Annotated in this window: 27 protein-coding genes; 17 read left to right on the top strand and 10 right to left on the bottom strand. The window is 72.9% G+C overall.

The window, feature by feature from the left end; all coding sequences use genetic code 11:
• Positions 1-12 precede the first annotated feature (12 nt).
• The 12 genes from ACIBKX_RS37660 to ACIBKX_RS37715 all read left to right on the top strand — a co-directional run bounded on the left by ACIBKX_RS37660 (position 13) and on the right by ACIBKX_RS37715 (position 11,722).
• Entirely contained in the window at positions 13-1,017 is a 1,005-nt protein-coding gene (locus tag ACIBKX_RS37660; protein ID WP_363272283.1) for a beta-ketoacyl-ACP synthase III, read from the top strand.
• Positions 1,018-1,086: 69 nt separating this feature from the next.
• Positions 1,087-1,329: an acyl carrier protein gene (locus tag ACIBKX_RS37665; protein WP_363272282.1), complete on the top strand. Its 243-nt coding sequence runs from the start codon at positions 1,087-1,089 to the stop codon at positions 1,327-1,329.
• Between the two features lie 88 nt (positions 1,330-1,417).
• On the top strand, positions 1,418-2,071 hold the full coding sequence (locus tag ACIBKX_RS37670) for a hypothetical protein (protein ID WP_363272281.1): 654 nt from the start codon (positions 1,418-1,420) through the stop codon (positions 2,069-2,071).
• On the top strand, positions 2,058-3,749 hold the full coding sequence (locus tag ACIBKX_RS37675; protein WP_363272280.1) for a GH3 auxin-responsive promoter family protein: 1,692 nt from the start codon (positions 2,058-2,060) through the stop codon (positions 3,747-3,749). The genes ACIBKX_RS37670 and ACIBKX_RS37675 overlap by 14 nt, the downstream gene beginning before the upstream one ends.
• Before the next feature lie 92 nt (positions 3,750-3,841).
• A complete protein-coding gene (locus tag ACIBKX_RS37680) occupies positions 3,842-4,699 on the top strand; it encodes an SAM-dependent methyltransferase (RefSeq protein ID WP_363272279.1) in 858 nt (285 codons plus the stop codon).
• Positions 4,699-6,162 carry an FAD-dependent oxidoreductase gene (locus tag ACIBKX_RS37685; RefSeq protein WP_363272278.1) on the top strand — a complete coding sequence of 488 codons (1,464 nt, stop codon included), beginning with the start codon at positions 4,699-4,701 and terminating at the stop codon, positions 6,160-6,162. The genes ACIBKX_RS37680 and ACIBKX_RS37685 overlap by 1 nt, the downstream gene beginning before the upstream one ends.
• Positions 6,159-7,310 carry a hypothetical protein gene (locus ACIBKX_RS37690; RefSeq protein WP_363272277.1) on the top strand — a complete coding sequence of 384 codons (1,152 nt, stop codon included), beginning with the start codon at positions 6,159-6,161 and terminating at the stop codon, positions 7,308-7,310. Before ACIBKX_RS37685 ends, ACIBKX_RS37690 begins: the two co-directional genes overlap by 4 nt.
• A complete protein-coding gene (locus tag ACIBKX_RS37695) occupies positions 7,307-8,044 on the top strand; it encodes a DUF6182 family protein (RefSeq protein WP_363272276.1) in 738 nt (245 codons plus the stop codon). Before ACIBKX_RS37690 ends, ACIBKX_RS37695 begins: the two co-directional genes overlap by 4 nt.
• Positions 8,037-8,684 (top strand): LysR substrate-binding domain-containing protein, encoded by a 648-nt coding sequence (locus ACIBKX_RS37700; RefSeq protein ID WP_363272275.1) that lies wholly within the window; start codon positions 8,037-8,039, stop codon positions 8,682-8,684. The genes ACIBKX_RS37695 and ACIBKX_RS37700 overlap by 8 nt, the downstream gene beginning before the upstream one ends.
• Complete coding sequence (locus ACIBKX_RS37705; protein WP_363272274.1) at positions 8,681-9,496, top strand: alpha/beta hydrolase; 816 nt, start codon at positions 8,681-8,683, stop codon at positions 9,494-9,496. Before ACIBKX_RS37700 ends, ACIBKX_RS37705 begins: the two co-directional genes overlap by 4 nt.
• Positions 9,490-10,344, top strand: a complete 855-nt coding sequence (locus ACIBKX_RS37710) for a class I SAM-dependent methyltransferase (RefSeq protein WP_363272273.1) — start codon at positions 9,490-9,492, stop codon at positions 10,342-10,344. Before ACIBKX_RS37705 ends, ACIBKX_RS37710 begins: the two co-directional genes overlap by 7 nt.
• Before the next feature lie 37 nt (positions 10,345-10,381).
• On the top strand, positions 10,382-11,722 hold the full coding sequence (locus ACIBKX_RS37715) for a cytochrome P450 (protein ID WP_363272272.1): 1,341 nt from the start codon (positions 10,382-10,384) through the stop codon (positions 11,720-11,722).
• Between the two features lie 65 nt (positions 11,723-11,787).
• On the opposite strand, the gene ACIBKX_RS37720 is transcribed toward ACIBKX_RS37715, so the two are convergent.
• From ACIBKX_RS37720 to ACIBKX_RS37735, 4 genes are all read right to left on the bottom strand, one after another.
• Positions 11,788-12,567 carry a glucose 1-dehydrogenase gene (locus ACIBKX_RS37720; protein WP_363272271.1) on the bottom strand — a complete coding sequence of 260 codons (780 nt, stop codon included), beginning with the start codon at positions 12,565-12,567 and terminating at the stop codon, positions 11,788-11,790.
• Between the two features lie 55 nt (positions 12,568-12,622).
• Positions 12,623-14,119 carry an MFS transporter gene (locus tag ACIBKX_RS37725; protein WP_363272270.1) on the bottom strand — a complete coding sequence of 499 codons (1,497 nt, stop codon included), beginning with the start codon at positions 14,117-14,119 and terminating at the stop codon, positions 12,623-12,625.
• 36 nt (positions 14,120-14,155) lie between these two features.
• Positions 14,156-15,808 (bottom strand): FAD-binding protein, encoded by a 1,653-nt coding sequence (locus ACIBKX_RS37730; protein ID WP_363272269.1) that lies wholly within the window; start codon positions 15,806-15,808, stop codon positions 14,156-14,158.
• A gap of 61 nt (positions 15,809-15,869) precedes the next feature.
• On the bottom strand, positions 15,870-16,355 hold the full coding sequence (locus ACIBKX_RS37735; protein ID WP_363272268.1) for an AtaL-like protein: 486 nt from the start codon (positions 16,353-16,355) through the stop codon (positions 15,870-15,872).
• 301 nt (positions 16,356-16,656) lie between these two features.
• On the opposite strand from ACIBKX_RS37735, the gene ACIBKX_RS37740 reads away from it, so the two are divergent.
• The 3 genes from ACIBKX_RS37740 to ACIBKX_RS37750 all read left to right on the top strand — a co-directional run bounded on the left by ACIBKX_RS37740 (position 16,657) and on the right by ACIBKX_RS37750 (position 20,800).
• Positions 16,657-17,892, top strand: a complete 1,236-nt coding sequence (locus ACIBKX_RS37740) for an acyltransferase (protein WP_363272267.1) — start codon at positions 16,657-16,659, stop codon at positions 17,890-17,892.
• Positions 17,893-18,014: 122 nt separating this feature from the next.
• Positions 18,015-19,694 carry an FAD-binding protein gene (locus tag ACIBKX_RS37745; protein ID WP_363272266.1) on the top strand — a complete coding sequence of 560 codons (1,680 nt, stop codon included), beginning with the start codon at positions 18,015-18,017 and terminating at the stop codon, positions 19,692-19,694.
• A 41-nt stretch (positions 19,695-19,735) separates the two neighbouring features.
• Positions 19,736-20,800 carry an alkene reductase gene (locus ACIBKX_RS37750; RefSeq protein WP_363272265.1) on the top strand — a complete coding sequence of 355 codons (1,065 nt, stop codon included), beginning with the start codon at positions 19,736-19,738 and terminating at the stop codon, positions 20,798-20,800.
• A 74-nt stretch (positions 20,801-20,874) separates the two neighbouring features.
• Here ACIBKX_RS37750 and ACIBKX_RS37755 read toward each other — a convergent pair whose 3' ends face one another.
• Both ACIBKX_RS37755 and ACIBKX_RS37760 read right to left on the bottom strand, forming a co-directional pair.
• Positions 20,875-21,174 (bottom strand): antibiotic biosynthesis monooxygenase, encoded by a 300-nt coding sequence (locus ACIBKX_RS37755; RefSeq protein ID WP_363272264.1) that lies wholly within the window; start codon positions 21,172-21,174, stop codon positions 20,875-20,877.
• A 160-nt stretch (positions 21,175-21,334) separates the two neighbouring features.
• On the bottom strand, positions 21,335-22,069 hold the full coding sequence (locus ACIBKX_RS37760) for a peptidyl-tRNA hydrolase (RefSeq protein WP_363272263.1): 735 nt from the start codon (positions 22,067-22,069) through the stop codon (positions 21,335-21,337).
• Positions 22,070-22,176: 107 nt separating this feature from the next.
• Here ACIBKX_RS37760 and ACIBKX_RS37765 point away from each other — a divergent pair, with 107 nt between their 5' ends.
• Positions 22,177-23,106, top strand: coding sequence for an ATP-binding cassette domain-containing protein (locus ACIBKX_RS37765; RefSeq protein WP_363272262.1), 930 nt, complete (start codon positions 22,177-22,179; stop codon positions 23,104-23,106).
• Positions 23,103-23,771, top strand: a complete 669-nt coding sequence (locus ACIBKX_RS37770) for an ABC transporter (protein WP_363272261.1) — start codon at positions 23,103-23,105, stop codon at positions 23,769-23,771. The genes ACIBKX_RS37765 and ACIBKX_RS37770 overlap by 4 nt, the downstream gene beginning before the upstream one ends.
• Positions 23,772-23,822: 51 nt before the next feature.
• On the opposite strand, the gene ACIBKX_RS37775 is transcribed toward ACIBKX_RS37770, so the two are convergent.
• From ACIBKX_RS37775 to ACIBKX_RS37790, 4 genes are all read right to left on the bottom strand, one after another.
• A complete protein-coding gene (locus ACIBKX_RS37775; protein ID WP_363272260.1) occupies positions 23,823-23,963 on the bottom strand; it encodes a hypothetical protein in 141 nt (46 codons plus the stop codon).
• Positions 23,964-24,201: 238 nt separating this feature from the next.
• On the bottom strand, positions 24,202-25,080 hold the full coding sequence (locus ACIBKX_RS37780) for a polysaccharide deacetylase family protein (protein ID WP_363272259.1): 879 nt from the start codon (positions 25,078-25,080) through the stop codon (positions 24,202-24,204).
• Positions 25,081-25,174: 94 nt separating this feature from the next.
• On the bottom strand, positions 25,175-25,969 hold the full coding sequence (locus ACIBKX_RS37785; protein WP_363272258.1) for a hypothetical protein: 795 nt from the start codon (positions 25,967-25,969) through the stop codon (positions 25,175-25,177).
• Between the two features lie 84 nt (positions 25,970-26,053).
• On the bottom strand, positions 26,054-26,773 hold the full coding sequence (locus tag ACIBKX_RS37790) for a hypothetical protein (protein ID WP_363272257.1): 720 nt from the start codon (positions 26,771-26,773) through the stop codon (positions 26,054-26,056).
• Positions 26,774-26,883 lie beyond the last annotated feature (110 nt).

Below are 26,883 nucleotides of genomic sequence, written 5' to 3' on the forward strand. Positions count from 1 at the left end.
CGGTCACCTGAGATGACCCGACATACTGCCGTCCTCAAGGGCGTCGGCACCTTCCTGCCCGCACGCGCCGTGACCAACGACGAGCTGTCCCGGCAACTCGACACGGACGACGAGTGGATCCGCACCCGCACCGGCATCGGCACCCGCCACTGGGTCGACTCCGACACCGCCACCGGTGACCTCGCCGTCGAGGCGGGCGCGCGGGCGCTGAAGTCGGCGGGCGCGGACGGCGCCGACGCCGTGGTGCTCGCCACGACCACCCCCGACCATCCCTGTCCGGCGACGGCGCCCTGGGTCGCGGCCCGGCTCGGCCTCGGCTCCGTACCGGCGTTCGACGTCGCCGCGGTCTGCGCCGGGTTCGTCTACGGCCTCGCCGCCGGGGCCGGACTCATCGCCGCGGGCACGGCACGCCGGGTGCTCGTCATCGGCTCCGAGACGTACTCGACCATCGTCGACCCGACGGACCGCAACACCGCGGTCGTCTTCGGTGACGGGGCGGGTGCCGTCGTCCTGGAGGCGGGCGACGCCGACGAGCCGGGCGCGCTGCTCGGCTTCGACCTGGGCAGCGACGGGGCGCTGCACGACCTGATCACCGTCCCGGCCGGCGGCTCCCGGCAGCGGGCGGGCGGCGCGCCGCCCGAGCCGTCCCAGTGGTACCTCACCATGCAGGGCAAGCGGGTCTTCGCCCAGTCGGTGGCGCGGATGAGCCAGTCGGCCGGCGCCCTGCTGGAGCGTCTGGGCTGGCCGAGCGCCTCGGTGGACCGGTTCGTCGCCCACCAGGCCAACGTACGCATCCTGCACGCGGTCGCCGACCGGATCGGTGTCCCGCGCGAGAAGGCCGTGGTCAACCTCGACCGCGTCGGGAACACCGCGGCCGCCTCCATTCCGCTGGCCCTCGCGGACGCCGTAGCCGACGGCGCGCTCAAGGCGGGGGAGCGGGTGGTGCTCACCGCGTTCGGCGGCGGACTCGTCTGGGGTTCGACGGCCCTGATCTGGCCGGACATCGAGCCGCACTGACCGAAGCTCCGCCCAACTCCCTTGATTCATACGCCCGTTGAACTGCCTGCTAGTGGAAAGGCCCAGCCGATGACCGCCCTGGCCCAGCGCATTACCGACATCATGGCCGAGAAGTTCAAGGTGCCCGCGGACGACGTCGACGTCACCGCCGAGTTCAGCTCCATGGCGCTCGACTCCCTCGATCTGGTCGAGCTGACCGTGATCCTCTCCGGTGAGTACGACGTCGTCCTTGAGGACGACGACATAGAGAAGGCCGGGACGATCGAGAAGACGGTCGCGCTGCTGCGCGACAAGGGCGTCCCGCTCGACTGACGCGGACCAGGCCAAGGGCGTGCCCACCGCGGCGGACACCGCGGTGGCCGCACGCCCCGTCATCCAACTCAGCCGAGGGAGCCGCACCATGCCCGACCGCACCCGTCACGCCCCGCCCTTCTGCGTCCTGCTCGGCCCCGACCACGCGGGAAAGTCGACCGTGCTCGACCGGCTGCGCCGCGCCGAGCCGCAGTGGCGGACGCTCTCCGTCGACGACGCGCACCTGGCCCCCGAGCACGCGCTGATCGGCCGGCTGCGCAGGGACGTCGTCAAGGACATCGCGCCCCATCCGGAGTCCTGGTCGACGGAGTTCCTCACCACGCTGGTGCAGACCGCCGTCGTCCACCTGCGCGACCAGCTGCTGCGCGACGACGGACCGCGGCGGCCGGTCGTCGTCGACTCCTACTACTACAAGCTCCTGGCCAAATGCCGCCTCGCCGGCGCCCCGGACGGCCCCCTGTTCGACTGGTGGCGCACCTTCCCCCGGCCCCGCCGGGTGATCTATCTCGACGTACCGCCCGAGACGACCTGGCGGCGCGCGGGCCAAGGCGCCGGTCTCAACATCCTTGAGTACTACGGCCCCCGGCCCGAGTGGGACGCGTTCCGCCGCTACCAGACCGACCTGGCCAAGACCATGCGGGACGAGATCCAGTCCCTGCCCGTGACCGTGGTCGGCGAACACGATCGCCCCGAGGACACAGTGGCGGCGATCCGAGAGGTGCTCACCCATGAGTTCAGCTGAAGCCTGGTCCGACCCCGACCGGCTGCGGCGCTACCGCGCCCGCGTGTTCGCCGAACGGCAGGGCCTGCGGGACTCCTTCGCCGCCGCCGCGCGCCACCGCGAGCACGTCCTGCGCGACCTGCTCGACTTCAACTCCCGTACCCAGTACGGAAAACGGCACGGCTTCGACCGCGTCCGCACCCTGGACGACTTCCGCAAGGCCGTGCCCATCCAGACCTACGCGGACCTGGAGCCCTGGATCGAGCGGGCCGCCGCCGGCGAGGAGGGCGTCCTGACGGCCGACCGGCCCGCCGTCTTCTTCACCAGCAGCGGCAGCACCGGCGCGCACAAGAAGATCCCGGTGACGCCCCGCTTCATGCGCACCACCTTCTTCCCCTTCTACTACGCCGCCTGGGCGCCCCTCGTCGAACACTTCCCGGACGTCCTCGACCACCCCGGCGCCGTGCTCAACCTCAAGCACGACCCGATCGCGGCCCCGCCCACCACCACCTCCGGACGGCCCCATGTGGGCGCGAGCCAGGTCGACTTCGGCACCGCCTTCGGCGAACCGCTGTCCGCGGAACCCGGCACCGGCGCGCCCTGGGCGCGGCTCCCCGTGCCGGTCGCGGCCGACGCGCACCTGGAGAAGATGTATCTGCGCCTGCGGCTCGCGGTGGAGAGCGACGTACGCTGCGTCATCGGCATCAACCCCGCCATGGTGGCCGCCCTGCCCCACCAGCTGCGCCAGTGGTGGCCCCGCATCGTCAAGGAGGTCCGCGACGGCACCCTCGGCGGTCTGCCGCACGGCTCCCCGAACCCGGCACGCGCCGCCGAACTCGAGCAGCTCGCCGAGCGGCACGGCGTGCTGCGTCCCGCCCATGTCTGGCCCCGGATGCGCGCCCTGTTCTGCTGGACCACCGGCCTCGCCTCGCTGTATCTGCCGCGGCTGCGCGAGGAGTTCGGCGCCGGAGTGACCGCGCTGCCCGCACCCGTCGCCGCGTCCGAGGGCCCGGTGGCCGTGGCCCTCGACCGGCACGGCTCGGCGGGCAGCCTCGTCGTGACGGCGGCGGTCCACGAGTTCGCCGACGCCGACGAGGACCTCCGCCCCGACACCGCGACCCTGGGGCCCGAGGAACTGGAGCCGGGCCGCGACTACCACGTCGTCTTCAGCCACGTCGGCGGGCTCTACCGCTACGCCGTCGGCGACGTCGTACGCGTCGTCGACCGGCAGGACGGCGTGCCCCGCCTCGAATACACCGGCCGCGGCAACACCCGCTCCGACCACGCGGGGGAGCGGCTGCGCGACGCCCAGGTCATCAGGGCTCTGCGGGAGGCCCTCGACGCCACCGGCCTCGAACTGCACAACGCGGCCTGCCGGGTGGACACCGCACCGGAAGGCGCCGCGGCCTACGCGTTCGCCGTGGCGCCGACGACACCGTGGAGCGACGACGAGTCCACGCGCTTCACCGCCCGGCTCGACCAGGCCCTGCGCCACGAGTCGGCCGGCTACCACGCCGCGCGCGCCCGCGGCCGGGGCGGGCTCGCCGCCCCGACGGTGCGCGCACTGCGGCCGGACGCGTTCCTGCGCGACTGGCAGGACCAGGTCGCGAGCGGAATCCGCCCCACCCAGGTCAAGGACCGGCTCTTCCGGCAGGACCCGGCGCAGTGGGACCGGCTCACGCGGCCCGCACGCGACTGACCGCCGCCCGGCACCGGGCGCAGACCCCCCATCACGGAAGCGCGTTCAGAGCACCTCTCGCGCACCGACCCAAGGCAAGGACAGCCACAGCCATGACCGCATCACTGGACGCCGTCGAACGGACCTCGCTGCTCACCGCCGCACTCCGCGCCGCCGAGACCCGGCGCGCCGACCGGCTCTACGAAGACCCGTACGCCGCGGCCCTCACCGGCGACATCGGCCCCGAACTCCTCGCCGAGGTCCGCGCGGCGACCTTCCCGCCGGACCGCGAGCGGACCCTGCCGAGCACACCGGACTACAACGCCATCCGCACCCGGTTCTTCGACGACTACCTCCAGCGGGCGGCGGCCGAGCCGGAGACCACCCAGATCGTGCTGGCCCCCGCCGGCATGGACTCGCGCGCCTACCGGTTCGACTGGCCGGACCGGCTGCGCTGGTTCGAGGTCGACCGTCCCGCCGTCCTCGCCCACAAGCGGGACCGGCTCGGCGACGTCAAGCCGCGCACGGACCACCGTGAAGTCGCCGTCGACCTGACCTCGCCGTCCTGGGAGGAGGACCTGCGGGCCGCCGGATACGACCCGACGGTCCCCTCCACCTGGCTCCTGGAAGGGCTGCTCTACTACATCCCCGAGCCCGACACCCACCGCATCCTGGAGCGGATCGCCGCGATCTCGGCGCCCGGCAGCCGGATCGCCGCCGACATCGTCAACGCCGCCGCCCTGACGCTGCCTCATATGCGGGGCCTGCTCGACGTGTTCGAGGGATGGGGCTGCCCCTGGCTGTTCGGCACGGACGAGCCGGAGGCCCTCTTCGACCGCCACGGCTTCAGCGTCCAGGCGACCCAGCCGGGCGAGGAGGGCGCGGACTACGGCCGCTGGCCCGACCCGGTGCCGCCGCGCGAGGAGCGCGACGTACGCCGTGTCTTCTTCGTCCACGGGCGGCGGCGCTGATGCCCACGGCCGTGGTGGCCGGCGGCAGCGTCGCGGGGCTCGCCGGCGCCCTCGCGCTGTCCGGCGTCGGCTACCGCGTCCTGGTCGTCGAGCGGGCGCCGAAGCCGCCCCGGTGGCCCGTCGGCGAGGCCGTCTCGCGGTGGAAGCGCACTCATGTGCCGCAGGGACTGCACTCGCACACCCTGACCTCGCTGGGCGTCCGGGTGCTGCGCGAGCGGGCGCCGCAGGTGCTCGCCGCCGCCCGTGTCGCGGGCGCCCTCACCCTCGACCTCACCGCGGCGCTGCCCGCCGACGCGACCGACGGCGCGCCCGAGCCCGGCGACGACGAACTCGTCGGGCTCGGCTGCCGCCGCTCGACCCTGGAGCTGATCCTCCACCAGGTCGTCAGCGATCTGCCCGGCGTCACGATCTGGCACGGCGCCACCGTCGACGGCATCGAGACCGACCCCTCCATGCGACGGGTGCACGCCGTCCGGGTCAGCGGCGGCAGCCGCATACCCGCCGACATCGTCGTGGACGCCACCGGGCGCCGCGCCCTGTCGCGCTCCTGGCTGCGGGACGCGGGCGTACCGGTCGCGCCCGACCGCACGAGCCCGGCCGGGCTCAGCGGCTACTCGCGCTTCTACCGGCTGGAGGGCGACACCCTGCCGGGGCCGCTCACCCGCGGCAACTCCGTCGGCGACATCTACAGCCACTACGCGTCGGTGCTGCACCCCGCGGACGACGGCACCTTCTCCGTCACCCTGGCCAGGCTGCCCGGCGACCGGGCGCTGACCGGGCTGCGCACCGCGGCGGGCTTCACCGCGGCGGCCCGCGCCACGCCGGGACTCGCGGCATGGCTGGCGGACGGCGTCAGCGAACCGATCTCTCCGGTACGTTCCATCACCAGCCCGCCCAACACCCTGTCGGGCACGGCCGCCGCCGGGCCGCGCCCGCTGGCCGGGGTGTTCCCGCTGGGCGACGCGGCCTGCATCACCAACCCGCTCTTCGGCCGGGGCATGTCCCTCGCCCTGGAGCACGCCTTCCGCCTCGCCGACCTGCTCGTCGAGCATCCGGACGTCGACGTCGCGCAGCGCGAGGCGGTGGCCCGGATGACGGCGGAGCTGTTCACGCCGTGGTACGAACAGGCCGCCGCCTCCGACCAGTTGCGCATCGCCCGCTGGCGCGCGGCCGTCGAGGGAGTGCCCGCGCCCGCGCCGCCCGCCCGGACGCCGGACGGACCGCCCGGCTTCGACGAGGTGGCGGCGGCCGCCCGCGTCGACGGCACGGTGTGGCGGGGCCTCACCCGTGTCCTCATGACGCTGCGCACCCCCGCCGAGGTGTTCGGCGACGGCGCCTTCGTCGACCGCGTGCGCAGGGCGGCGGCCGAGGCCCGCGCGCGGGGCGGGGAGACCCGCAAGGACGAGCTGAGCAGGGACGCGCTGGTGCGCGAGGTCGCGGCGGCGGAGGGAGCCCTCGTATGACGACGCTCTCCGCGGAGCAGCACGGGCGTTCGCCGGCGATGCCGGAGCGCCGCCGGGTGCTGCTCGCGCCGATCACGATCACCCCCTCCAAGCCCCTGACGCCGAGTCACCTCAAGGGGATCCTGTGGACGGACGTGATGTACCGGGCCACCCTGCCCCTCGCGGACGTCACCTACCGCTACAGCCACACCACCTACCACCCCACCGAACAGACCCTGGGCTTCTGGGAGTTCCTCGACCGCACCCGCGGCGACACCGACTACGCGGAGCTCACCGAGGACGCCATCGGCGAGCTGTACGTCGCCTTCCGTGCCGCCCCGCGAACGCCGGCCGCCGCGCTGCGGCCGTACGCGGAGGCCGCCGAGCGCGGCTGGGTGCACCCCGCGAGCGCCCGCGTCCTGCGGCTGTGGACCGGGCACTACGCGGCGCTCGGCCTGCACGACCCCGGCCTGCTGCGCCGCCAGCCGCCCGGACTCACCCTCGACGCCGCCCTGGAGCGCCTCGCCGAGCTGGACATGTGCCTGGACCAGCGTGCCGTCGGCGGGCCCGTCTATCTCGACCTCACCCGCTTCGGACTGCCCCTGCGACAACTGGTCACCGCCGACGGCCGCCCCAACTACCTGGCCTGCGCCCTGCGCGAACTCCTGCCCCTGGCCCCGGAGTTCGACGAAGTAGTGCTCCTGTACGACAGCGAACTCGACGCCGACTACCAGCAGTTGGAGCGGGTCATCAGGGCGCTCGGCCCCGACGTACGGCGGGTGAGCCTCGGCCGGGTGCCCATCGACGGACAGATCCGCTCGGCCCGCCACGGCGGCTGGCACGACCTGCACGCGGGCGCGCTCCTGAGCGCCGCCCGCCGCGACCACGACCCCGCCGCCGTCCGCCTGGGCATGCGCCTGTACTTCATCGCCGTACTCGGACCGGGGCAGCGGCAGTCCTTCCGCGCCGACCTGCTGCACCAGAACATCAGACGCGCCGAACGGCTCCTCGCCGCGGCGCTCCGGGAGCCGCGACCCGCGCTGGAGGAGGGCCTCGCCCGGCACCGCAAGGACCACGTCTACGTCGACCCGTACCGGCTGACCTCCGGCCTGCTCGGCAAGCGGCGCTCCGCACCCGCGTCGGAACTCCTCACGACGGTGTTCTCATGACCCTCACCCAGCAGGCCCTGCGCGACCGGGTCGCCCGCCGCATCCGGGCCGCACGCCCCGACCTCGCGGCCCGGCACGACCTGGACACCTACACCGGACTCATGGGCGCCCAGCACGCCGTCGCCGCGGAGCACGCCGACTCCGGCACGCTGGCGGCCGTGGTGCTGCGCGGCTTCGACCTCGCCGCCTGGGCGCGCGACACCTGCGCGTTCGCCCTGCGGGTCGGCCCCGACGCGGCGGCCGACTGGCGTGCCTCGTTCACCCGCACCGTGTTCCTCGCGGGCAATCCGGCGCACCTGGGCCAGCGGTTCGACTTCGCGTACGTCGCCCCCGACCGCTCGGCGGCCTGGACCGCTCCCGCCCCGGCGGCGCACACGGCAGGACTGCGCCGCCTCCTGAAACTGTTCGACGCCCCCGCCGCGCTGCCGGCCCGCCCGGACACCCTCGTGGAGGTCCCCGGCGCCCCGCGCCCCGGAGGCCGGGTCAGCCGCGACCTGTACGTCGCCACCGCCGACTGCACCGTCGCCGAGGCCCTGGTGCACGTCAACCACGTACTCGTCGAGGCGGTCCTGGACGGCCTCGTCGGACCCGGCGATCTACTGACGCTACGTCAAGTGCCGCGCCTGGTGGGGCTGCGGGCGCCCCTGGCCGGCGTACGCGTCGTCACCGAACCCCAGCTTCCCGGACGGCTGAAGGCCGCCGCCGGACTCACCGAGGAGACCCTCGTTGTCTGAACAGACCGTCACCACCACCTCCACCCGCGCCGAAGCCCCGGTCATCCGGTTCGGCTACCACGGCTCCACCGAAGTGGCCTTCGACATCGTCCGGCTCGCGGGCCGGGACAAGGCCGACGTCCGACTCGTCGAGTACGACATCAACGACCCGTTCCGCGGCGTCCGCGAGGGCGAACTGGACCTGATGATCATCAAGTTCGGGATCAGGGAACCCGACCTGGTCTACAGCCGGGTGCTCGTCGAGGACGCCCGCGCCGTCGTCGTCGCGGCGGACCATCCGGTCGCCGCGCGGGACTCGGTCTCCGTCGAGGACCTCGTCGACTACGACGCCTTCCTGCCGCCCGGCAAGTTCCCCGCCTATGTGTGGGACGAGGTCGTACCGCCGCGCACCCCGTCCGGCCGCCCCATCCGCCGCACCCGCCGGGTCTCCGCCATCCCCGAGATGATGAGCCTGGTGGCCAAGGGCGAGGCGGTGCACATCTCGCTCCTCTCGCTCGCCGACGTCGCACCGCCCGGCATCCGCGTGGTGCCCGTCCACGACCTGCCGCCGGCCCCCGTCACCGTCGCCTGGCGCCGAGGCGAACTCCCCGACCACGTACGGGAGTTCATCGTCGCGGCCGAAACGGAGGCCACCCGATGACGACGACCCCCGCGCCGCCCCGCGTCCCCGTCGTCCTGCTGCACGCCCTGTCGCTGCACGCCACGATGTGGCAGGCGCAGGCGACCGCCCTGCGCGCCGTCGGCCACCCCGTCCTCACCCCGGACCAGCGGGGCTTCGGCGCCACCCCGCTCGGCACCGCCCCGCCGTCCCTCGACCTCGTCGCCGACGACCTGGCCCGCACGCTCGACGAACACGGCATCGACCGGGCCGTGCTCGTCGGCTCCTCCATGGGCGGCTACGTGGCCATGGCGTTCCTGCGCCGCTTCCCCGACCGGGTCGCGGGCCTCGCCCTGCTCTCCGCCCGCGCCACCGCCGACAGCCCCGAGGACGCCGCCCGGCGGCTCGGCTTCGCCCGGCTCGTCCAGGACGAACAGGACGGACCCGGCGTGATCGTCAGGACCACACCCCTGCTGCTCGGCGCCACCACCCGCAGCCGCCGCCCCGAACTCCTCGCCCGCGTCCTCGCCGACGCCCAGGGGGCGGACCCCGCCGCGCTGGCCTGGGCCCAGCGCGCCATCTCGGCCCGCCCCGACGCCACCGACGTACTGCGCACCGCGCGTGTCCCCGCCCTGGTGATCGCCGGGGCAGAGGACGAACTGGTCGGCGCCGAGGACTCCCGGCACGTCGCACAGGCCCTGCCGCACGCACGCCTGGTCACCCTCCCGGCCGCCGGACATCTGCAACCCCTCGAAGCCCCCGAAGCGGTCACCGCCGCCCTGTGCGACCTCCTCGACGAGATCCCCGCCGCGGCCGCCGCCACCACCGCCGGGAACGGAGCCACCTCATGCTGACCGCCGACCACAAGGACTGGGGCCACACCTCGTCGACCGGCCTCGGCTTCACCCACCACACCATCGTCGACGCGCACTTCCGCGCCTGCGAGCGGCCCTACCTCGACCTCCTCGACCAGGCGGGCCTGCGGCCCGGACAACGGGTGCTCGACGCGGGCTGCGGATCCGGCGACTTCCTGCCGCACATCGCCTCGCTCGTCGGCGCCACCGGCAGCGTCACCGCCGTCGACCTCGCCCCGGAGAACACGGCGCTCGCCGCCCGGCGGGTCAAGAACTGGACGCTGCCCGCCCCCGTCGACGTACGCGGCGCCGATCTGCTCGACCTGCCCTTCCCCGACGACTCCTTCGACGCCGTGTGGTGCTCCAACACCGTGCAGTACCTGGACGACGCCGAACTGGCCCGCGCCCTGGCCGAGTTCCGCCGCGTCGTGCGCCCCGGCGGCACCGTCGCCGTCAAGGACCTGGACGCCCACCTCATCACCGCACGGCCCGCCGACCCCCACCTCTTCGGCGACTTCTTCCGCGCCGCGGGCGCCACGCCCGGCTACGCCCGCCAACTCCTGCGCAGCCGCGAGCTGTACCGCCACCTCCGGCGCGCCGGACTCACCGACGTACGCCAGCGGACCGTCCTCATCGAGCACCACGCGCCGCTGACCCAGGCCGCGCGGGAGTTCTACACCGCCGCCTGCGCCAGCCTCGCCGAACAGGCCCTGGCCCTCGGACTGAGCGAGGAGTGGCGGCGGTTCACCGACCCCGCGGGCCCCGACCACCCGCTGGCCGACCCCGACGGCTACATCAGCGAGGGCAACGCACTGGCCGTCGGCACCGTGCCCGCAGGACGCCGCTGACGGCGGCCGTCCCCGCACCGACAAGGAGCCACCACCCATGCCGGCGACCGACACCGCGCCCTGCCCGCCCGCACCGGGCGGGCTTCCCCTGCTCGGCCACGCGCCCGCCCTGCTGCGCAGGCCGCTGTCCTTCTTCGAGTCCACCCACACCGCCGACCCGCTGGTCCGCGTCGGCTTCGGGCCCGTCAGCCTCTACCTGGCCAACGAACCGGCCCTCGTCCACCGCATCCAGGTGGACACCGACGCCTTCGAGCGCGGCCGGTTCTTCGAAAGCCTCGCCGGCCACTTCGGCAACCCGCTGATCGCCACCAACGGCGCCGCGCACCGGCACCAGCGGCGCGTCCTCAAACCCGCCTTCAGCCGGCGCACCGTCCGCGGCCACATCCAGGACATCGCCGACGAGGCCGACCGGCTGTTCTCGTCCTGGCAGCCGGGTACGCCCGTCGCGGCGGACGAGGCCGTGTCGGACCTGGTGGCGGCCGTCGTCCTGCGTTCCCTGTTCGGCGTCGCCCTCGCCCATGACGTCGTACGCGACATCCGGCAGACCTTCTTCCTGATCTCGCGCAGGCTGATCTCCGGGACCGTCTTCCCCGACTTCCTGGCGACCCTGCCGACGCCGGGCAACCGCCGGTTCAACGCCGCCGTGGGACGCTTCTACGCCACCATCGACGCCCTGATCCGGGACCGCCGCGCCCACCCGGCCGACACGCACGACGTCCTGGACCTGCTCCTGGCATCGACGCACCCCGCGACGGGACTGCCGTACACCGACGAGGAGATCCGCAGCGAGGCGCTGATGATTCTCTTCGCGGCCCTGGAGACCACCAGTACGTCGCTGACCTGGGCCGTGTTCGAGACGACCACGCGCCCCAAGGTGCAGCAGCGGGTGTACGAGGAGGCCGTGCAGGTCCTCGACGGGAGTCCGGTCACCCAGGAGCGGCTCAAGGAACTCCCGTACACCCGCAGGGTGATCGACGAGACGCTGCGGCTGCACGCGCCGATGCTGTTCACCCGGCGCGCCCGGCACGACGTCGAACTCGCGGGCGTCCGCGTCCCGGCGGGGGCCGAGGTCGGCTACAGCCCGCGCGCCATGCACCGCAACCCGGCGACCTACGCGCAGCCGTGGCGCTTCGACCCGGAGCGCCGCGAGTCCGAACTCGGCCAGGACCTGCCGCGCGGCGCCTACTTCCCCTGGGGCACCGGACCGCACCGGTGCATCGGCGAGCACCTCGCCGCGACCACCATGACGGTGGCGCTGGCCTCTCTGGTGGCCCGCTGGCGGCTGCGGATCGCGCCCGGCACGCGCCGGATCCGGGAGACGAACAGCTCGCTGCCGCACCCGAGCAGCCTTCCGCTCGTGGTGGCCGCGCGCGCCTGAACACGCGGATGGCCCGGAACCGGCCGGTCCCGGGCCATCCGCGTGATGCGTGGCTCCGACGGGCGTCAGGCGGTGGCGCCGCCGTCGACGACCATGTCGTGTCCGACGACGAAGCTGGCCTTCTCGGAGGCGAGCCAGAGCACCGCGTCGGCGATCTCCTGCTGCCGGGCCACCCGGCCGACCGGGACCACGGCGGCGACGCGCGCGTCACGGTCCGCGGTGGACTCGCCCGGACGGTACGACATCGGGGTGTCGGTGGAGCCGGGGCTGATGGCGTTGATGCGGACGCCCTCGGCGATGTACTCCCGGGCCGCGTTGCGGGTCAGGACGGAGACGGCGGCCTTGGAGGCGGCGTACGCGCTCATGTTGGGGCGGCGGCCGTGGAAGCCGATGTTGGAGGCGGAGTTGACGATGACGCCGCCGCCGTTGCGGCGCATGTGCTCGACCTCGTGCTTCATCGACAGCCAGATGCCGGTGGTGTTCACGGCGAAGACACTGGCCCAGATCTCCTCGTCGATCTCGGAGCTGGGGGCGGGCTTGCCCACGATGCCCGCGTTGTTGAACGCGATGTGCAGTCCGCCGTGCCGGGCCACCGTCGTCTCGACCATGCGGGCCACGTCGGCGGGGCGGGTCACGTCGGTGACGATCGCGGAGCCCTTGCCGCCCTCGGCCTCGATGAGCTTGACGGTCTCGGCGAGGTCCGCCCCGGTGGTGCCTGCCACGACCACGGTGGCACCCTCGTGGGCCAGGCTGAGTGCGGTGGTACGGCCGATGTTGCTGCCGCCGCCGGTGACGAGGGCGACCTTGCCCGCGAACTGGCCGGTGACGTCGGTGGTGTTGCTCATGGTGAATCTCCTTTGGGGGGTGGGGAGTCGGGGGACGAGCCAGATGGCTGTGGTGTCAGGGAGCGGTGGAAGCGTGTGCGGGTGCCGGGGCGTCCTCGGCGGGGGTCCCGGTCGGGGTCTCGTCGTCCGGCGTCGCACGCTGCGGCCGGCCCCGCAGGACCACCGCCGCGAGCACGCCGCTCAGTGCGAACACCGCCGCCGCGACGGTGAACGCGAAGCCGTAGCCGCCCGCCGTGGCCGCGTCCGCGCCGCTGCCCCCGTCCCGCAGGGCCGTGGTGTGCGCGGTCGCCAGGGAGACGAGGACCGCGAGGCCGACCGTCGGGCCGACCTCCATGGCGGTGTTGACCACACCGCCGGCCAGGCCCGCCCTGCGGTCGCCGACACCCTCCACCGCGGCCACCGTCGAGCCGGAGAAGACACAGGCGATGCCCAGCGGGAAGACGACGAGGCCGGCCAGCATCGTGCCGACGTACCCGCTGTGGGTGTCGAGGCGGCCGATCAGGAGGAGCCCCGCCCCCGCGACCAGCAGCCCGGCGGACAGCACCGCGCGGTGCCCGAAGCGGCCCACGATCCGGCCGATGAGCAGGCCCAGCGTGATCTGGACGGCGCTGAACGGCAGGAACGCGGCGGCGGTCAGGAGCGGTGAGACGCCGCGGACCTGCTGGAAGTAGAGCGAGAGCAGGAAGAAGATCGTCGACATGCCGGCCGAGCCGAGCGCGATGCTCCACAGGGCGGTGGCCCTGCGGCCCGAGGCGAGGAAGGACAGCGGCACGAGCGGATCGCGGGCGCGCCGCTCGACCAGGGCGAAGGCCAGCAGGAGTACGGCACCGGCCAGCAGCGGCGCCCAGACGACGGCGGCGCTCCAGGGGCGTTCGCCGGCCTCGACCAGACCGTAGCTGAGCACCGTCAGGCCCGCGGTGACCAGCGCCGCGCCCGGCAGGTCGAGCCCGGACCGCACCGGTGGCGGCCCCGCGGGCAGCAGCTTCCCGGCGGCGACGGCCGCGATCGCCGAGACCACCGCGGGCACGAGGAAGACCCACCGCCACGACACCCAGGTGGAGACGGCGCCGGAGAGCAGCATGCCGGAGGTCGCGCCGAACCCGGCGAGGCCGCCCCAGATCGCGATGGCGCGGGAGCGCGCGCCCTCCTCCGGGTAGAGCGAGCCGACCAGGGACATCGCGGCGGGCGCGGCGAGCGCCGCCCCGACGCCCTGGGCGAACCGTCCCGCGAGCAGTGTGCCGAAGCCGGGGGCGAGCCCGGACAGGGCGGACGCGAGCCCGAAGACCGTCACCCCGACGACCAGCAGCCGGCGGCGGCCCACCACGTCGGTGAGGCGCCCGCCGAACATCAGCAGACCGCTGAACGCGAGTCCGTACGCGGCGCTCGCCAGGGTCAGCTGAGCGCCGTCGAGGCCGAGGTCGTCCTGGATGGCGGGCAGTGCGGGCGACAGCATGGTGATGGCGAGGATCAGGACGACCTGCACGGCTCCGAGGAGCGCGAAGCCGGTGCCGGGGCGGGACGCCCGGCCGGTCCTTGCGGTGCCCAGGGGCATGGGACATCAACTCTCTTCAGGGGATGGCCGAGCGCCTCAGGACGGCAGCTGGACCGACTGCGCGTGGTGGAAGACGTCCGTGGGGTCCCACCGCGCCTTCACGCTCTGCAGCCGCTTGTAGTTGGACTTGAAGTACAGCTGGCTCCACGGGACGCCGGAGCGGTTGATCTCCCGCGAACTGAGGTCAGCGTCCGCGTAGTTGACGAAGCAGCCGTCGGTGACGGAGTCGTCGGTGCGCGGCACCCCGCCGGTGGCGGTGTACACGTCCTCGTAGAACGCGCGGATCCACGCCAGGTGCGCCTCGTCGGCGGACTCGTCGGCCCAGAAGCTGATGTAGTGCAGCTTCATCACCGAGTCGCGCTGCGGCACGGCGGTGGCGTCCGGCGCGACCGTGTTGACCCGGCCGCCGTACGCGGAGATCATCACGAGCGACGCGGGACCGGTGAAGTCCGTCCGCGTCAAGTGGCGGTAGAACGCCTTGAGCTGGGCGTCCGGGAAGCTCTTGCGCATGTACGCCGACTTGGCCTTGAACCGCATCGTGGTGTCGGGCGCGGTGAACCCCGGCCAGAACGTGGTGGCGTGCAGCCAGGAGATGGTGCGCCGGTCGTCCACGCTGTAGTCGACGCCGCTGCCCTCGTTGACGGCGGCGAGGAAGTCGTCCATCAGCTTCGCCGCGTCGGGCGCCGCCGCGTCGAGCTGCGTCGTCATCGAGAAGCCGCCCGCCGACTTGTGGGTCGGCTTCAGCTGGCTGAACAGGCTCGCGTACGCCGAGTCGGGTCCGCTGTGGGTCTCGCACCACTTGCCGTAGTTGCCGAGGATCCGGCTGAAGGACTCCTCGGTCATCTCGGACCACTTCCAGCTGACCGTGGAGACGAGCAGCCGGGACGGCGGCCTGGGCAGCAGGCTCGCCGGGTCGGAGCCGGTGGCACCGGGGGAGCGGAACCAATAGCGCGTCACCACACCGAAGTTGCCGCCGCCGGCGCCGGTGTGGGCCCACCACAGGTCGCGGTTGGGGTCGTCCTCCTCGCGGGTGGCGACGACCTTCTTCGCGGTGCCCGACTTGTCGACGACGACGACCTCGACGGCGTACAGATGGTCGACGACCAGGCCGTCGCGGCGGGCCAGCGCGCCGTAGCCGCCGCCGACGACATGGCCGCCCGCGCCGACGGTGGGGCAGGTGCCGCCGGGCACGGTCACGCCCCAGCCCTTGTACAGCGCCGTGTAGACCTCGCCGAGGAGGGCGCCGGGGCCGACGGCGAAGGCGCGGCGGCCGGGGTCGTAACTGACCTGGTTCATGGCCGACATGTCGATGACGACGCGGACGCCGTCGTGCGTGACGAAGTTCTCGTAGCAGTGCCCGCCGCTGCGCACCGCGAGCCCCTTGCCGGCCGAGACCGCCTCCTGCACCACGGCGACGACCTGGTCGGCGTCGCCCACCAGGCGCACCGAGTCGGGCGTGCCGACCCAGCGGCGGTTGTGGCCCCAGGCGAGGTCCGCGTAGCGCCCGTCCGACGGCTTGACGGTGAAGGGACCGTACGTGCCGGCGGTGCCCGCCGTGTCGGCCACCGGCGCGTACGGGGCCGCCGGGAGCGTCGCGTCCGCGCCCGGACTGGCGGCGAAGCCCAGCGTGGCGGCGGTGCCGGCCACCGCGCCGTGCGACAGGAACGTGCGTCGCGAATACTCGCTCATGTGATCCGTCCTCTGGTCCGTCCTCTGAAGTGACGAGGCCCTCGAATGAAGTGACGAGGCCTCAGACGCCTATGCCGGCACCGGTGTTGTGCAGCGCGTTCTGGCGCAGGACGGCGGTCATGGCGTCGAGCGTGTAGCCGAAGTCGGTGTCGAGCCCCTTCAGGTAGCCGTTCTCCTGGAGGAGGGCCGCCGACGGGGCCTCGTCGAGCGTCAGGCTCAGGGTGAGCGTGAGACGCCCCTGCTCGTCCTCGCCGATCTCGTTGCGCATGACCGCGAGATCGGTGGTGTCCATGTGGCGGAAAGTGATCCGGCCGTTGGTCTCGTCCGGGGTGACGCGCTGCAGCAGCGTGCGCGAACCGCGCTTCGCCGCGCGCAGGAATCCGTCCGCGTACCGCTCGACGATGCGGCATTCGGTGATGGCCGGCACATAACCGACCGGGTTCTCGGCCTTGTCGAGCAGAACTCGCCACAACTGGCCGCGCGTCGTGGGAGGTCGGTCCAAGTCGATCGCATCGTCGACGGTGCGGGTCCAGGAAAGCGTAATCATGTAATTCCCCGGTTCGGTCTGGAGGGCTGCAACGACACGGGGAATCTTGGGTATTCGGCCGCCGCGGAACAAGGCGGGGCGGGCAATCCATCAAGTAATGGATAGTCCGTCAAGTCGGGACGGGGTCCCGCAGGTGCGCCGCCCCGGCCGCTCTGCGATGGGGCATACTTCGACGAGAACGCGACCGGACGCCCAATGCCGGTACCGCCGCCCGGAGTTCGCTCTGACCCGGGCCTCCCGCTCTCTCAGAACTCTTTGTTTTCCTGCTCCCGGTTCCTTCGTCAAAGGAGTCTGCATTCCCGTGTCAACGGACGAGATAAGTGACGAGATAAGCAACGAGACCCGCAGCGAGATCCGCAACGAGGCAAGTAGCGAGACAAGTAACGAGACAAGTAACGAGACGCATACGGAAAGTGCGCAAAGGAAGAAGGCGGCCCGGCTCGACACCCTCACCGGCCTGCGCTTTCCCGCCGCCCTGCTGGTGCTCCTCTACCACGCCGCGCTGCCGTTCCCGGAGGTCCGCCTCTTCGCCGACGACACGGCCGAGAATCGCTTCACGCAACTGTTCGGCCAGGCGGGCGCGCTCGGCGTCACGTTCTTCTTCGTCCTCAGCGGATTCGTGCTGACCTGGTCGGCACGGACCGGCGACAGCGCGCCCTCCTTCTGGCGCCGCCGCTTCGTCAAGATCGTCCCGAACTACGTCATCGCGTGGGCCCTCGCGATGGTGCTGTACGCGGCGGCCCAGACCGAGGCCTGGCGGGAGATCCTCAGCCTCCTGATGGTGCAGGTCTGGGTCCCCGACATCGCCACCAACCTGGCCGTCAACCCGCCCGGTTGGTCCCTCGCCGTCGAGGCCGTCTTCTATCTGTCGTTCCCGTTCCTGCTGCGCGGCGCCCAGCGGATCCGGGCCGACCGCCTCAAGTACTGGATCGCGGGCACCGTCGCCGCCGTCTTCGCGACCCCCCTGCTCACCTACGCCCTGGTGCCCGCGGGCACGGAGGTGATGGCCAACGAGCCCAGCGCGTCGGCCACGCAGTACTGGTTCGCGTACGTCATGCCGCTGCCCCGCGTCCTCGACTTCGCCCTCGGCATCCTGGTGGCCCGCGCGGTGATGCTGGGCCGCTGGCGCAACATCGGCATGGTCTGGTCCGGCGTACTGCTGCTCGTCGCCTATGTCATCGCCTCGAACGTGCCGCACCTGTACGCGCAGCGCGCGGTGTGCCTCGTACCGGCGGCCCTGCTCATCGCGGCCGGCGCGATCGCCGACGACGAGGGACGCTTCACGCTCTTCCGCGGTCGCGCCATGGTCTGGCTCGGCGAGGTGTCGTTCGCGTTCTACCTGCTCCACTACGTCGTACTCGCCTATACGCGCAAGGTACTTGGCGACGACCTGTACTCCACCCCGGTCGGCGTGGCCGTCCTCCTCGCCGAGATCGCGGTCGCGCTGCTGGCGGCGTGGGCCTTGTACGCGCTGGTCGAGAAACCGGTCACCCGGCGCTGGTCCCGCTCCCGGGCGTCCCGCCGGACGAGTACCTGACACAGTCCCGCGGAGCCGCTTGCCCGCCCCGTCCACCAGGTCATTTAGTCGTTGCGTCCGCCCCCCGACCCGTTCCGTCCGCCCCTCGAACCGTTCCGTCCGCCCCTCGACCCGGGAGCGCCATGCCACGCAATGGGAACCAGTTCACACGCCGCTCGCTCCTCGCGACCGCGGGCGGCGCGGCCGGTGCCACCGCACTCGGCCTCGCCCAGCCCGCCTCGGCGCAGTCCGGCGGTACGGCACCGGGCCCGACGCCCTTCGCCGCCGCCACGATCCGCGCCGGGGACGTGCGCTACCCGGATCTCACGGTCAGCCTGAACAAGCGCTGGTCCGCGACGCCGGACCGGGTGCACGTGGTCGCCACCACGGAACAGGTCGTCGACGTCGTCGCGGGGGCGGCAGCGGCGGATCAGCGGGTGTCGGTCCGCAGCGGCGGCCACTGCTACGAGGACTTCGTCTACCACTCGGACGTCGACGTGATCGTCGACATGTCGGAGATGAACCGCGTCTACTTCGACGAGGAGCGGCAGGCCTTCGCGGTCGAGTCGGGCGCCACGCTCGGCGAGGTGTACGACCGGCTCTTCCGCGGCTGGGGCGTGACCGTGCCGGGCGGCCTGTGCCACTCGGTGGGCGCGGGAGGCCATGTCGCCGGCGGCGGCTGGGGCCTGCTGTGCCGCCGCGACGGTCTGATCGTCGACCATCTGTACGCCGTCGAGGTCGTGACCGTGGACGACACGGGCACCGCCCGCGCGGTGGTCGCCACCCGTGACGACAAGGACGCCCGGCTCCGCGACCTGTGGTGGGCGCACACCGGCGGGGGCGGCGGCAGCTTCGGCATCGTCACCCGCTACTGGTTCCGCTCCCCGGCGGCCCGCGGCAAGGGCCCCTCGGGGCTGCTGCCCGAGCCGCCGGCGGAGGTGCTGCTCAGCCTCGTCTCCTGGCCGTGGGAGAAGCTGACGCGGGCCGACTTCGGCACGCTGGTACGCAACTTCGGTGCCTGGCACGAGAAGTACTCCGCCGTGGACACGGACACCGCGGGGCTCTGCTCCCTGCTCAACCTGAACCATGTCTCGGGCAAGGAGGTCCTGCTGCTCACGCAGGTGGCGGCGGACACTCCCGACGCGCGGGACGTGCTGCGGGACTTCCTCGACTTCCTCGGCAAGGGCATGTCGCTCTCGCCCACGCCGCCCGCGGGCACCACCAGCGAGCACGGTCCGCTCGCCCACTTCTTCGAGCCGCGGCGCTGGAGCTGGCTCAAGGCCACGCAGTACCTGAGCACGAGCAACCAGGTGATGGTGAACCCGAGCCTGCGCGGCGACCAGAAGTCCGCGTACCACCGCCGCACCCTGACCGAGCGTCAGATCGCCGCCATCTACCGGCACTTGCGCTCCGAGGCGCTGGACAATCCGATGGCACAGGTCGTCCTGAGCTCCTACGGGGGCCAGGTCGGCGCGGTGCCGGCGTCGGGGACCGCGCTGGTGCACCGCGACTCCGTCTTCAAGGTGCTGTACCAGACCAACTGGACCGAGCCCGAGGACGACAAGGCCAACCTCGACTGGCTGCGGGCCCTCTACCGGGACACGTACGAGGACAAGGGCGGAGTCCCGGCGCCCGACGAGCAGACGTCCGGCTGCTATGTGAACTACTGCGACATCGACCTCGGCGACCCGCGCCACAACACCTCAGGCGTGCCCTGGCACGACCTGTACTGGGGCGAGAACTACCGCCGGCTCCAGCGGGCGAAGGAGCACTGGGACCCGACGGACTTCTTCCGTCACGGCCAGTCGGTCCGGCTGCCCTGATTCCACCAAACCGCGTTTCATTCATTCCTGAGGGGACACCCATGCCCACCGCATTCGACTCGCTCACCGCCGGGAGCATCCCGCTCGCCAACCGGATCGCCATGGCGCCGATGACCCGCAGCCGCGCCCAGGACGGCCTGGTCTCGGAGCTCACCGCGGAGTACTACGCGCAGCGCGCCTCCGCCGGACTGATCGTCACCGAGGGCATCCAGCCGTCCGTCGTCGGCCAGGGCTACCCGTTCACCCCCGGTCTGCACAGCGCCGAGCAGGTGGCGGCCTGGCGCAAGGTCACCGACGCCGTGCACGCCAAGGGCGGCCGGATCGTCGCGCAGATCATGCACACCGGCCGGATCGGCCACCCCTCGCTGCTGCCCGACGGCCTCGTCCCCGTGGGGCCCTCGGCCGTCGCCGCGCAGGGGCAGGTGTTCACACCGGAGGGCCCGCAGGACTTCGTCACCCCGCGCGAGCTGACCGAGGCGGAGATCGGGGAGACGATCGCCGACCATGTGGCGGCCGCCCGCAACGCCGTCGACGCCGGCTTCGACGGGGTCGAACTGCACGGCGCCAACGGCTACTTGATCCACCAGTTCCTCGCCCCCGACAGCAACCAGCGCACCGACGCCTGGGGCGGCTCGGTCGAGGGCCGCATCCGCTTCGCCGTCGAGGTCGTCTCCGCGGTCGCCGCGGCGATCGGCTCCGACCGGGTCGGCCTGCGGCTGTCCCCCGGCAACCAGAACAACGACACCCACGAGCCGGACCCCCGCCCCACCTACGAGGCGCTGGTCCAGCGGCTCGCCCCGCTGAACCTGGCGTACCTGCACGTGATGGAGGCCGACGACCGTGAGCTGACGCTCGCCCTGCGGGGGCAGTTCCCGGGCACGTTCATCCTCAACCCGCAGACCGGGGAGCGCCCGACCGGCCCCGACGAGCTCGCCCTGATCGAGGACGGCACCGCCGACGTCATCACCTTCGGCCAGCTCTTCCTCGCCAACCCGGACCTGCCGGCCCGCATCGCGGCAGGCGGCCCCTACAACGAGGCCGACCCGGCCACCTTCTACGGCGGCGACGCCGGCGGCTACACCGACTACGCGGCCCTTTCGGCCTGACGTCATGCGAGAGCGCCGGGGGCCAAACGGCCCCCGGCGCTCTCGTCTCTCTCCGGAACCCAGAACTCCGGAACCTAGAACTCGGGAAGCGAGGAGGCGGACCCCTCCTCGGAGCTGAGCACCTCGTCGATCGTGGCGAAGAAGGCCTTGATGCCGGGCAGGTCGGCTCCCTTGGCGCGGGACGCCGCGAAGTCCTCCGACGAACGCCACCACAGGACGTCCAGCCACACATGGTCGGGCAGCTCGATCAGGTGTGCCCCCAGAAAGCCCGCACGGTCACGGCGGAAGTCCTCCACCATGGCCGGGCGGGCCTCCAGCATGGCTGCGGTGTGCTCGGGGGCAATGCGTACGCGCACCAGTTCGACAGTGGCCACGTCGGCTCCTCATCAGTCAGAGACATGGGGGTACGGAGCCGGGCGCCGACGCCAAGACGGGGGATTTTGAGCGCGGCAACCGACTCCGTACCCGAGGATCCTCGGCAGTTCGCGGGCCGGTGCCAAGCGCGTCAGGGCAAGTGTGTCAGCATGCGCCCGGTCAGGGCCGCCGCCCGCGCGGCAGCGGGCCGAAGTGACTGCCGCCTTCGGATACGACGGTGTTGCCGGGGGCGATCTCGGTGAACCCCGCGTCCCGCACCACCGGCAGCCCGCTCGTCTCCAGCTCCCGCCACCGGGCGGCGTCCGCCGTGCGCACCGAGAGCGGGAAACCCGCGTCGCGCCAGGCCGCGCGGTCCTCGTCCGACAGCTCCCACCAGGCCAGTTGGGCCCCGTGCCCCGCCTGGGCCATGGACTTGCCCGCCGACATGTCGACCTCGGGGCTCATCCACAGGACGGGCGCGGTCGGGTCCGCGGGCGGGGGCGGCTCCGGGTCGTCGAGCTCCGTGCCGGAGACCTGGAGCTTTGCCAGTTCCTTGGGCCAGCCGTCCAGCGGCACCGGCGGGAAGACGCGGACCTCGGCGGACTTCCCGGCGACCGTGATGCCGGGCAGTGCCCCGGCCTTGCGCCACTCGGCGCCGCGGGCCCGCCGGACCACCTTGCGGATCCGGGCGTCCTGCCAGTCCCGCATGGCCTGCGCCCACTCGCCGTCGCCGGTGGACCGCTCGTCGGCGAGCATCACCAGGACGGCGCGGGCCGCCGTCTCCAGCGCGTCAGTGCGCTGCGGGGGCTCGGCCCGCTCGATCCGCACCACCAGCGGCAGCACGAACTGCGGCGCCTCGTCGCGGTTCCTCGGCTCGGCGGGGGCGGGGCTCTCGGCGGTACGTTCGCTGCTCACGCGCCCAGTCTGCCAGGCCGAAGATCGGGCCCGGCGACGGCGTGCGCCGGGTCTCCCCGGCCGGGAGCGGCTGTCCCGCCGCCGGACGCGTGCGCGAGGATGACCCGATGGACGGTGTTGATCTCGACGAGCGGGCGGCTGCCGCGCTGCGTCTGGACGGGGTGGGACGGCGCTACGCCGTCGGCGGACCATGGGTGCTGCGGGGCGTCGAATGCGCCGTCCGCGCGGGCTCGTTGACACGGATCGAGGGCGCCAACGGCTCCGGAAAGTCGACCCTGCTGAGAATCCTCGCCGGGATCGACGCCCCCTCCGAGGGCCGCGTCGTCGGCCGCCCCCGCACGGCGTACGTACCCGAACGCTTCCCGGCGGCCCTGCCGTTCACGGCCGTCGGCTATCTCACGCACCTGGGCCGGGTCCACGGTCTGCCGAAGGGCACGGCCGCGCGTGCGGCGGACGAGTGGCTGGAGCGGTTCGGAGCCGGGAGCTACGGGCGCACGCCCCTGTCGGAGCTGTCCAAGGGCAGCAGCCAGAAGGTGGCGGTGGCGCAGGCGCTGCTCGCCGAGCCGGAGCTGCTCGTCCTGGACGAGGCGTGGACGGGCCTGGACGCGGCGGCCCGCGACGAACTCGACCGGGCGGTCGCCGAGCGCGTCGCGCGGGGCGGCGCCGTCGTCTTCGTCGACCACGACCCGCGGCGGCTCTCCGGCACGGTGGACGTGACGTACGCGGTGGTCGGCACGGAGGTCAACCGCCGCGCCCCGCAGTCCGCTTCGGAGTCCGCGACGCCGTCAGGCCCTTCGGTCGTCATCGAGGCGCAGGGCCCGCCGGGCGCACCGCCGCCCGCGACACCGGGCACCGTCACGGCACACTCCCCGCAGGGCGCGCTGCGCCTGACGGTGCCCGCGACGCAGTCGGACGTGGCGCTGCGCGCGCTGCTCGGGGCGCGCCCGCCGTGGCATGTGGTGTCCGTGGCGGCGCCGGCCCCGTCGGACAGCCGTACCCAAGACGTCCTGAGCGCGAACGAGGTGCGCGACCGTTGAACGCCCTGCTCCACTACCAGTCCGCCCTGCTGCTGCGCTCCCAGCGCTGGCTCGCCCCGGTCATCCTGTACGCCGTGTTCCTCGCCGTGGGCGTCCAGGGCGGGCAGCCGATCCTGGACTCCCTCGCGTACGCGGCCGCCGCGCTGCTGCCCGTGGCCGCCTGGCTGGTCCGGATCTGCGTCACCAACGAGCCGCCCGCGGCCCGCAGTTGCACCGCGGCGGCGGCCGGACCCCGGCGCGCGCAGCTGGCCCCGCTGCTGTCCGCCTTCCTGGCCGCGGCCCTGCTCGGCGCCGTGGCCACCCTCGTCGTGGCGGTGATCAGCGATGCGGCGAGCACCGATCAGCGCACGGCGGTGAACAGGATCGCGGCGAGCGGCACGGGACTGCTCGCCATGCTGGTGTGCGCGCTCCTGGGCACCGCCATCGGGGCCGTCACCAACTGGCCGCTGCTCCGGTCGCCGGGCCGCGCGATCCCCGTACTGCTCCTCGCCTCGCTGCTCGCCCTCGTCACCACGGGCTCGCCCGCGAAGGCGGTCCTGACGGAACTGGTCGGGGGTTCGCGGGACGGCGTGGTGCCGGTGCCGCTGCTGCCGGTCGCGGCGGCCGGCGCACTCGCGGTCGTGGCGGTGGGGACGGCCTGCGGTCTCGCCTCGCGGCGAGGGTGAGCGGCCCGCGGATGAGCGACTGGGGTGAGCGGCGGGGCCCGTCGGATCAGCTCAGCCTGAGCAGGCCATGCGCTGCGCCTCGTGCCACTCGCAGACGGGGCAGAGCGTGATGCCCTTGTGGGACTCCGGATACTCGGTGGGCTCCTGGCAGAGCACGCACTCGGCGAACGGGCCCTTCGCTTCGTCGTCCATACGGTCCAGCCTAGGCCCTAGGCCCTAGGGCCTGTCCGGCGGATCTTGCCTGGGACGCGGCGGCCCGGCACGCGCATCTGCGGTGTTGTCGTCAATCGCCATCGCCATCGCTGTCGTCCATCGCCATCGCTCCGCGACGCCTCGATCCTCCGCCTTGCGGCTGCACGCGCCAGGCCACCGCTCACCGGCAGAGACAAAGCACCGCCCACAGAGGTCGGCCAGATCCGCCGGACAGGCCCTAGCCGCGCGCCCCGGCCGCCCCCGCCGCCTTGCCGCCGCGGGCGGCGCCGATCTGCTCCGACACCCGGACGAATCGGAAGCCCCGCTCCCGCAGCTCCGGCACGATCTTCCGCAGCGCGCGCTCCGTCGCGGGAGCCGCGCTGCGGGTGCAGTGCATGACGACGACCGAACCGGGGCGCACCCCTTCGAGCACCTGCGCGGCCACCGCGTCGGCGTCCGTGGCGAACGCGTCGCCGCTCACCACGTCCCACTGCACGGCCGTGACGCCGCCCGGCGCGAGCGCGCGCAGCGCCTGCCGGTCGTAACAGCCGCCGGGGAAACGGAAGTACGGCACCGCGCGCTCGACGCCCGCCCTGCGGAAGGCCGCGAAGGCGCGCTCCATGTCGGCGCGCATCCCGGAGGCGGGGACGGTCGGCAGTCCGTAGCAGTTCTTGGTGAAGGCGTAGTGGCTGTACGAGTGGTTGGCGACCTCGAAGAGCGGGTCCCGGCCGATGTCCTTGGCCTGGGCCGGATACTCCTCGGCCCACCGCCCCGTCATGAAGAACGTCGCCGGTACCTTCAGCCGCCGCAACGTCGCCACCAGCGCCGGATTGTCGAACCGCTCGCCCGCCGCGGCGCGGGGCCCCTGATCGGCGGTCATGTCGGCGTCGAAGGTGAGGGCCACCGTGCGGGCGGCCTTGGTGCGGGGCGCGTTCTTGAAGACGGGTGTGAGGCCCGCGGGTCCGGGGGCGAGGGTGGGGGGACCGGCGGGCGGCCGGGCGGGCCGCTGCGGCTCGCGCGGGGCAGGGGCGCCGGTGCCCCCGCAGCCGCTGAGGGCGGCGAGGGAGAGGGCGGCCAGGGCGCAGCCGGTGGTGAGTCTCTGGGCCAGTGTGATCATCTGGCGAACATAACGGTGCAAAGGGCGCGAATCGGTGAGGTCGGGGTGGTCCGGGGGAGTGACCGTGCCCGCCCTCACCGACTCGGCTCCGGGGCTAGCCCAGCGGGGACGGAGGCAGCTGCGGCAGGCTGGGGGCGGTGGAGCCGGTGCGGATCGCGTCGGCGATGCGCCTCAGGCCGGCCAGTTCCGGATTGTCCGTGGTCGGCAGCGCCCGGCTCGGGACGCCCTTCCAGGCGATGTCGAGCGTGGCCCAGGGGCTGCCGGGCTCGACGTCGGTGCCGAGTGCCGCGTTCAGGTCTTCGGCGAAGGCGGGGTCGACGGTGAACGTCACGCGCTTCGGCCCGATGCCCCCGTTGTGCGGCACGAACTGACCGGTCGTGAACGCCTGGGCCACGGTGAAGTTCGCCAGATTGAGCTCACCGGCGGCGCGCGGCTCGCCGTTGATCCGCGGAGTGGTGAAGACCTTGCTGTCGCCGACCGCGGCGAACTTGATCCAGAAGTCGTCGACGGTGTACGTGGCGTCGCTGTCGGGGTTCTTGAACGTCATGCCGCCCGGATAGCAGACCCGGCCGCTGGGCAGCTCGATGTTGTCGTACGACTCCCCGATCGGGATGCGGACCGCCTTCCCACCGTCCACGACGGTGTTCGGCGCGACGCTCTCCGTCTCGGTGCCGGCGCGCTCCAGAGCGGCCAGGAACTCGGGGGCGAACGACAGCTTCGCCTCGCCCTCCTTGGAGAGATAGAGGCCGGTACCGCCCTGCGGTACGCAGCCGTGGCGCCCGGCGGTGGTGTCCGGGGCGTGCGCCGCGGCCGCCGATGGCGCGGTGAACAGCAGGGCCGTGCAGGCGGACGCGGCGACGGCGGTGGCGATGAGCCGGAAGGTGCGCATGGGACGGAGACTCCTCTTCGATGGGGTGGGGAAGCCGGTCCGGCTCTGAGGGCCGGAGCGGCGGGCTACCGCGTTACGGCGGGGTCAGCCGGGAAAGCCCGGGAAAGAGGGGGGCGTGGGGACGGGGCCGGTGTCGGAGCCGGTGGACACGTAGTCGAACTCCGGGGTGAGCGTGCCGAGCAGGCTGCCGACGCGGGGCCCTTCGGCGTCACTGTGCTTCTCGATGAGGGCCGAGGCCTCCTTCGTGAAGTAGAAGGGGACCTGCTCCAGGCGGAAGCCGGTGGGGCTGGGGCGGGCGGAGGCCATGACCTCCTCGTAGTGAGTGTCGCCGATCTGCACCTCGTCCTCGATCTTCTTGCCGTTCACCTCGACACCCGCCGAGTAACCGGGCCTCGGCATCACGCGGATCCAGGTCGGCGAGAGCTTGATGGTCTTGTCCGATGCCTCATGGTGCAGCTGGAGGCCGCCGGGGTAGTAGATACGGCCCTTGCTGTCGAGGTGGTCACCGGCCGTCGAGCCGATCGGCATCCTGAAGCCCGTGCCGTCGGGGTTCATCTCGAACGGGGCGATCGCCGTCACGGTGACGCCCTCGTCCTCCATCCACTTCAGGGTCTCCGGGCTGATGGCGATCTCGGCGCTGCCCCAGGGCGAGATGTAGGCGCCCGGGATCGGTCCCGCGGTGGCGGCGCGGGGGGTGTTCGGCCGCTGATGGTCGGCCGCTCCCGCGGAGTTGAGGCCGAGCGGCAGGGCCAGTGCCGCCACGGCGGCGACGACCGTGAGGCGGCGGAGTCCGTACGTGCGCATGGCAAGTCTTCCTTCCTGATGGGGTGTGCGTCTGCTGGTTTGCGCGTCCGTGGAGCCCGCGACGGTTTCGAGGCAGGCTTCAGCGGGCCCTGACGGGCCATGGACGAGGG

Origin of the sequence: Streptomyces sp. NPDC050658 (assembly GCF_044457025.1) — a bacterium.
Lineage (GTDB): Bacteria > Actinomycetota > Actinomycetes > Streptomycetales > Streptomycetaceae > Streptomyces.

Bases quoted from the DNA above. Each gene is read 5' to 3' on its own strand.
- ACIBKX_RS37780 (WP_363272259.1), bottom strand. From the start codon at position 25,080: ATGATCACACTGGCCCAGAGACTCACCACCGGCTGCGCCCTGGCCGCC.
- ACIBKX_RS37750 (WP_363272265.1), top strand. From the start codon at position 19,736: ATGCCCACCGCATTCGACTCGCTCACCGCCGGGAGCATCCCGCTCGCC.
- ACIBKX_RS37735 (WP_363272268.1), bottom strand. From the start codon at position 16,355: ATGATTACGCTTTCCTGGACCCGCACCGTCGACGATGCGATCGACTTG.
- ACIBKX_RS37715 (WP_363272272.1), top strand. From the start codon at position 10,382: ATGCCGGCGACCGACACCGCGCCCTGCCCGCCCGCACCGGGCGGGCTT.
- ACIBKX_RS37665 (WP_363272282.1), top strand. From the start codon at position 1,087: ATGACCGCCCTGGCCCAGCGCATTACCGACATCATGGCCGAGAAGTTC.
- ACIBKX_RS37725 (WP_363272270.1), bottom strand. From the start codon at position 14,119: ATGCCCCTGGGCACCGCAAGGACCGGCCGGGCGTCCCGCCCCGGCACC.
- ACIBKX_RS37680 (WP_363272279.1), top strand. From the start codon at position 3,842: ATGACCGCATCACTGGACGCCGTCGAACGGACCTCGCTGCTCACCGCC.
- ACIBKX_RS37660 (WP_363272283.1), top strand. From the start codon at position 13: ATGACCCGACATACTGCCGTCCTCAAGGGCGTCGGCACCTTCCTGCCC.
- ACIBKX_RS37790 (WP_363272257.1), bottom strand. From the start codon at position 26,773: ATGCGCACGTACGGACTCCGCCGCCTCACGGTCGTCGCCGCCGTGGCG.
- ACIBKX_RS37775 (WP_363272260.1), bottom strand. From the start codon at position 23,963: ATGGACGACGAAGCGAAGGGCCCGTTCGCCGAGTGCGTGCTCTGCCAG.
- ACIBKX_RS37705 (WP_363272274.1), top strand. From the start codon at position 8,681: ATGACGACGACCCCCGCGCCGCCCCGCGTCCCCGTCGTCCTGCTGCAC.
- ACIBKX_RS37745 (WP_363272266.1), top strand. From the start codon at position 18,015: ATGCCACGCAATGGGAACCAGTTCACACGCCGCTCGCTCCTCGCGACC.
- ACIBKX_RS37730 (WP_363272269.1), bottom strand. From the start codon at position 15,808: ATGAGCGAGTATTCGCGACGCACGTTCCTGTCGCACGGCGCGGTGGCC.
- ACIBKX_RS37695 (WP_363272276.1), top strand. From the start codon at position 7,307: ATGACCCTCACCCAGCAGGCCCTGCGCGACCGGGTCGCCCGCCGCATC.
- ACIBKX_RS37670 (WP_363272281.1), top strand. From the start codon at position 1,418: ATGCCCGACCGCACCCGTCACGCCCCGCCCTTCTGCGTCCTGCTCGGC.
- ACIBKX_RS37710 (WP_363272273.1), top strand. From the start codon at position 9,490: ATGCTGACCGCCGACCACAAGGACTGGGGCCACACCTCGTCGACCGGC.
- ACIBKX_RS37765 (WP_363272262.1), top strand. From the start codon at position 22,177: ATGGACGGTGTTGATCTCGACGAGCGGGCGGCTGCCGCGCTGCGTCTG.
- ACIBKX_RS37685 (WP_363272278.1), top strand. From the start codon at position 4,699: ATGCCCACGGCCGTGGTGGCCGGCGGCAGCGTCGCGGGGCTCGCCGGC.
- ACIBKX_RS37675 (WP_363272280.1), top strand. From the start codon at position 2,058: ATGAGTTCAGCTGAAGCCTGGTCCGACCCCGACCGGCTGCGGCGCTAC.
- ACIBKX_RS37690 (WP_363272277.1), top strand. From the start codon at position 6,159: ATGACGACGCTCTCCGCGGAGCAGCACGGGCGTTCGCCGGCGATGCCG.
- ACIBKX_RS37785 (WP_363272258.1), bottom strand. From the start codon at position 25,969: ATGCGCACCTTCCGGCTCATCGCCACCGCCGTCGCCGCGTCCGCCTGC.
- ACIBKX_RS37720 (WP_363272271.1), bottom strand. From the start codon at position 12,567: ATGAGCAACACCACCGACGTCACCGGCCAGTTCGCGGGCAAGGTCGCC.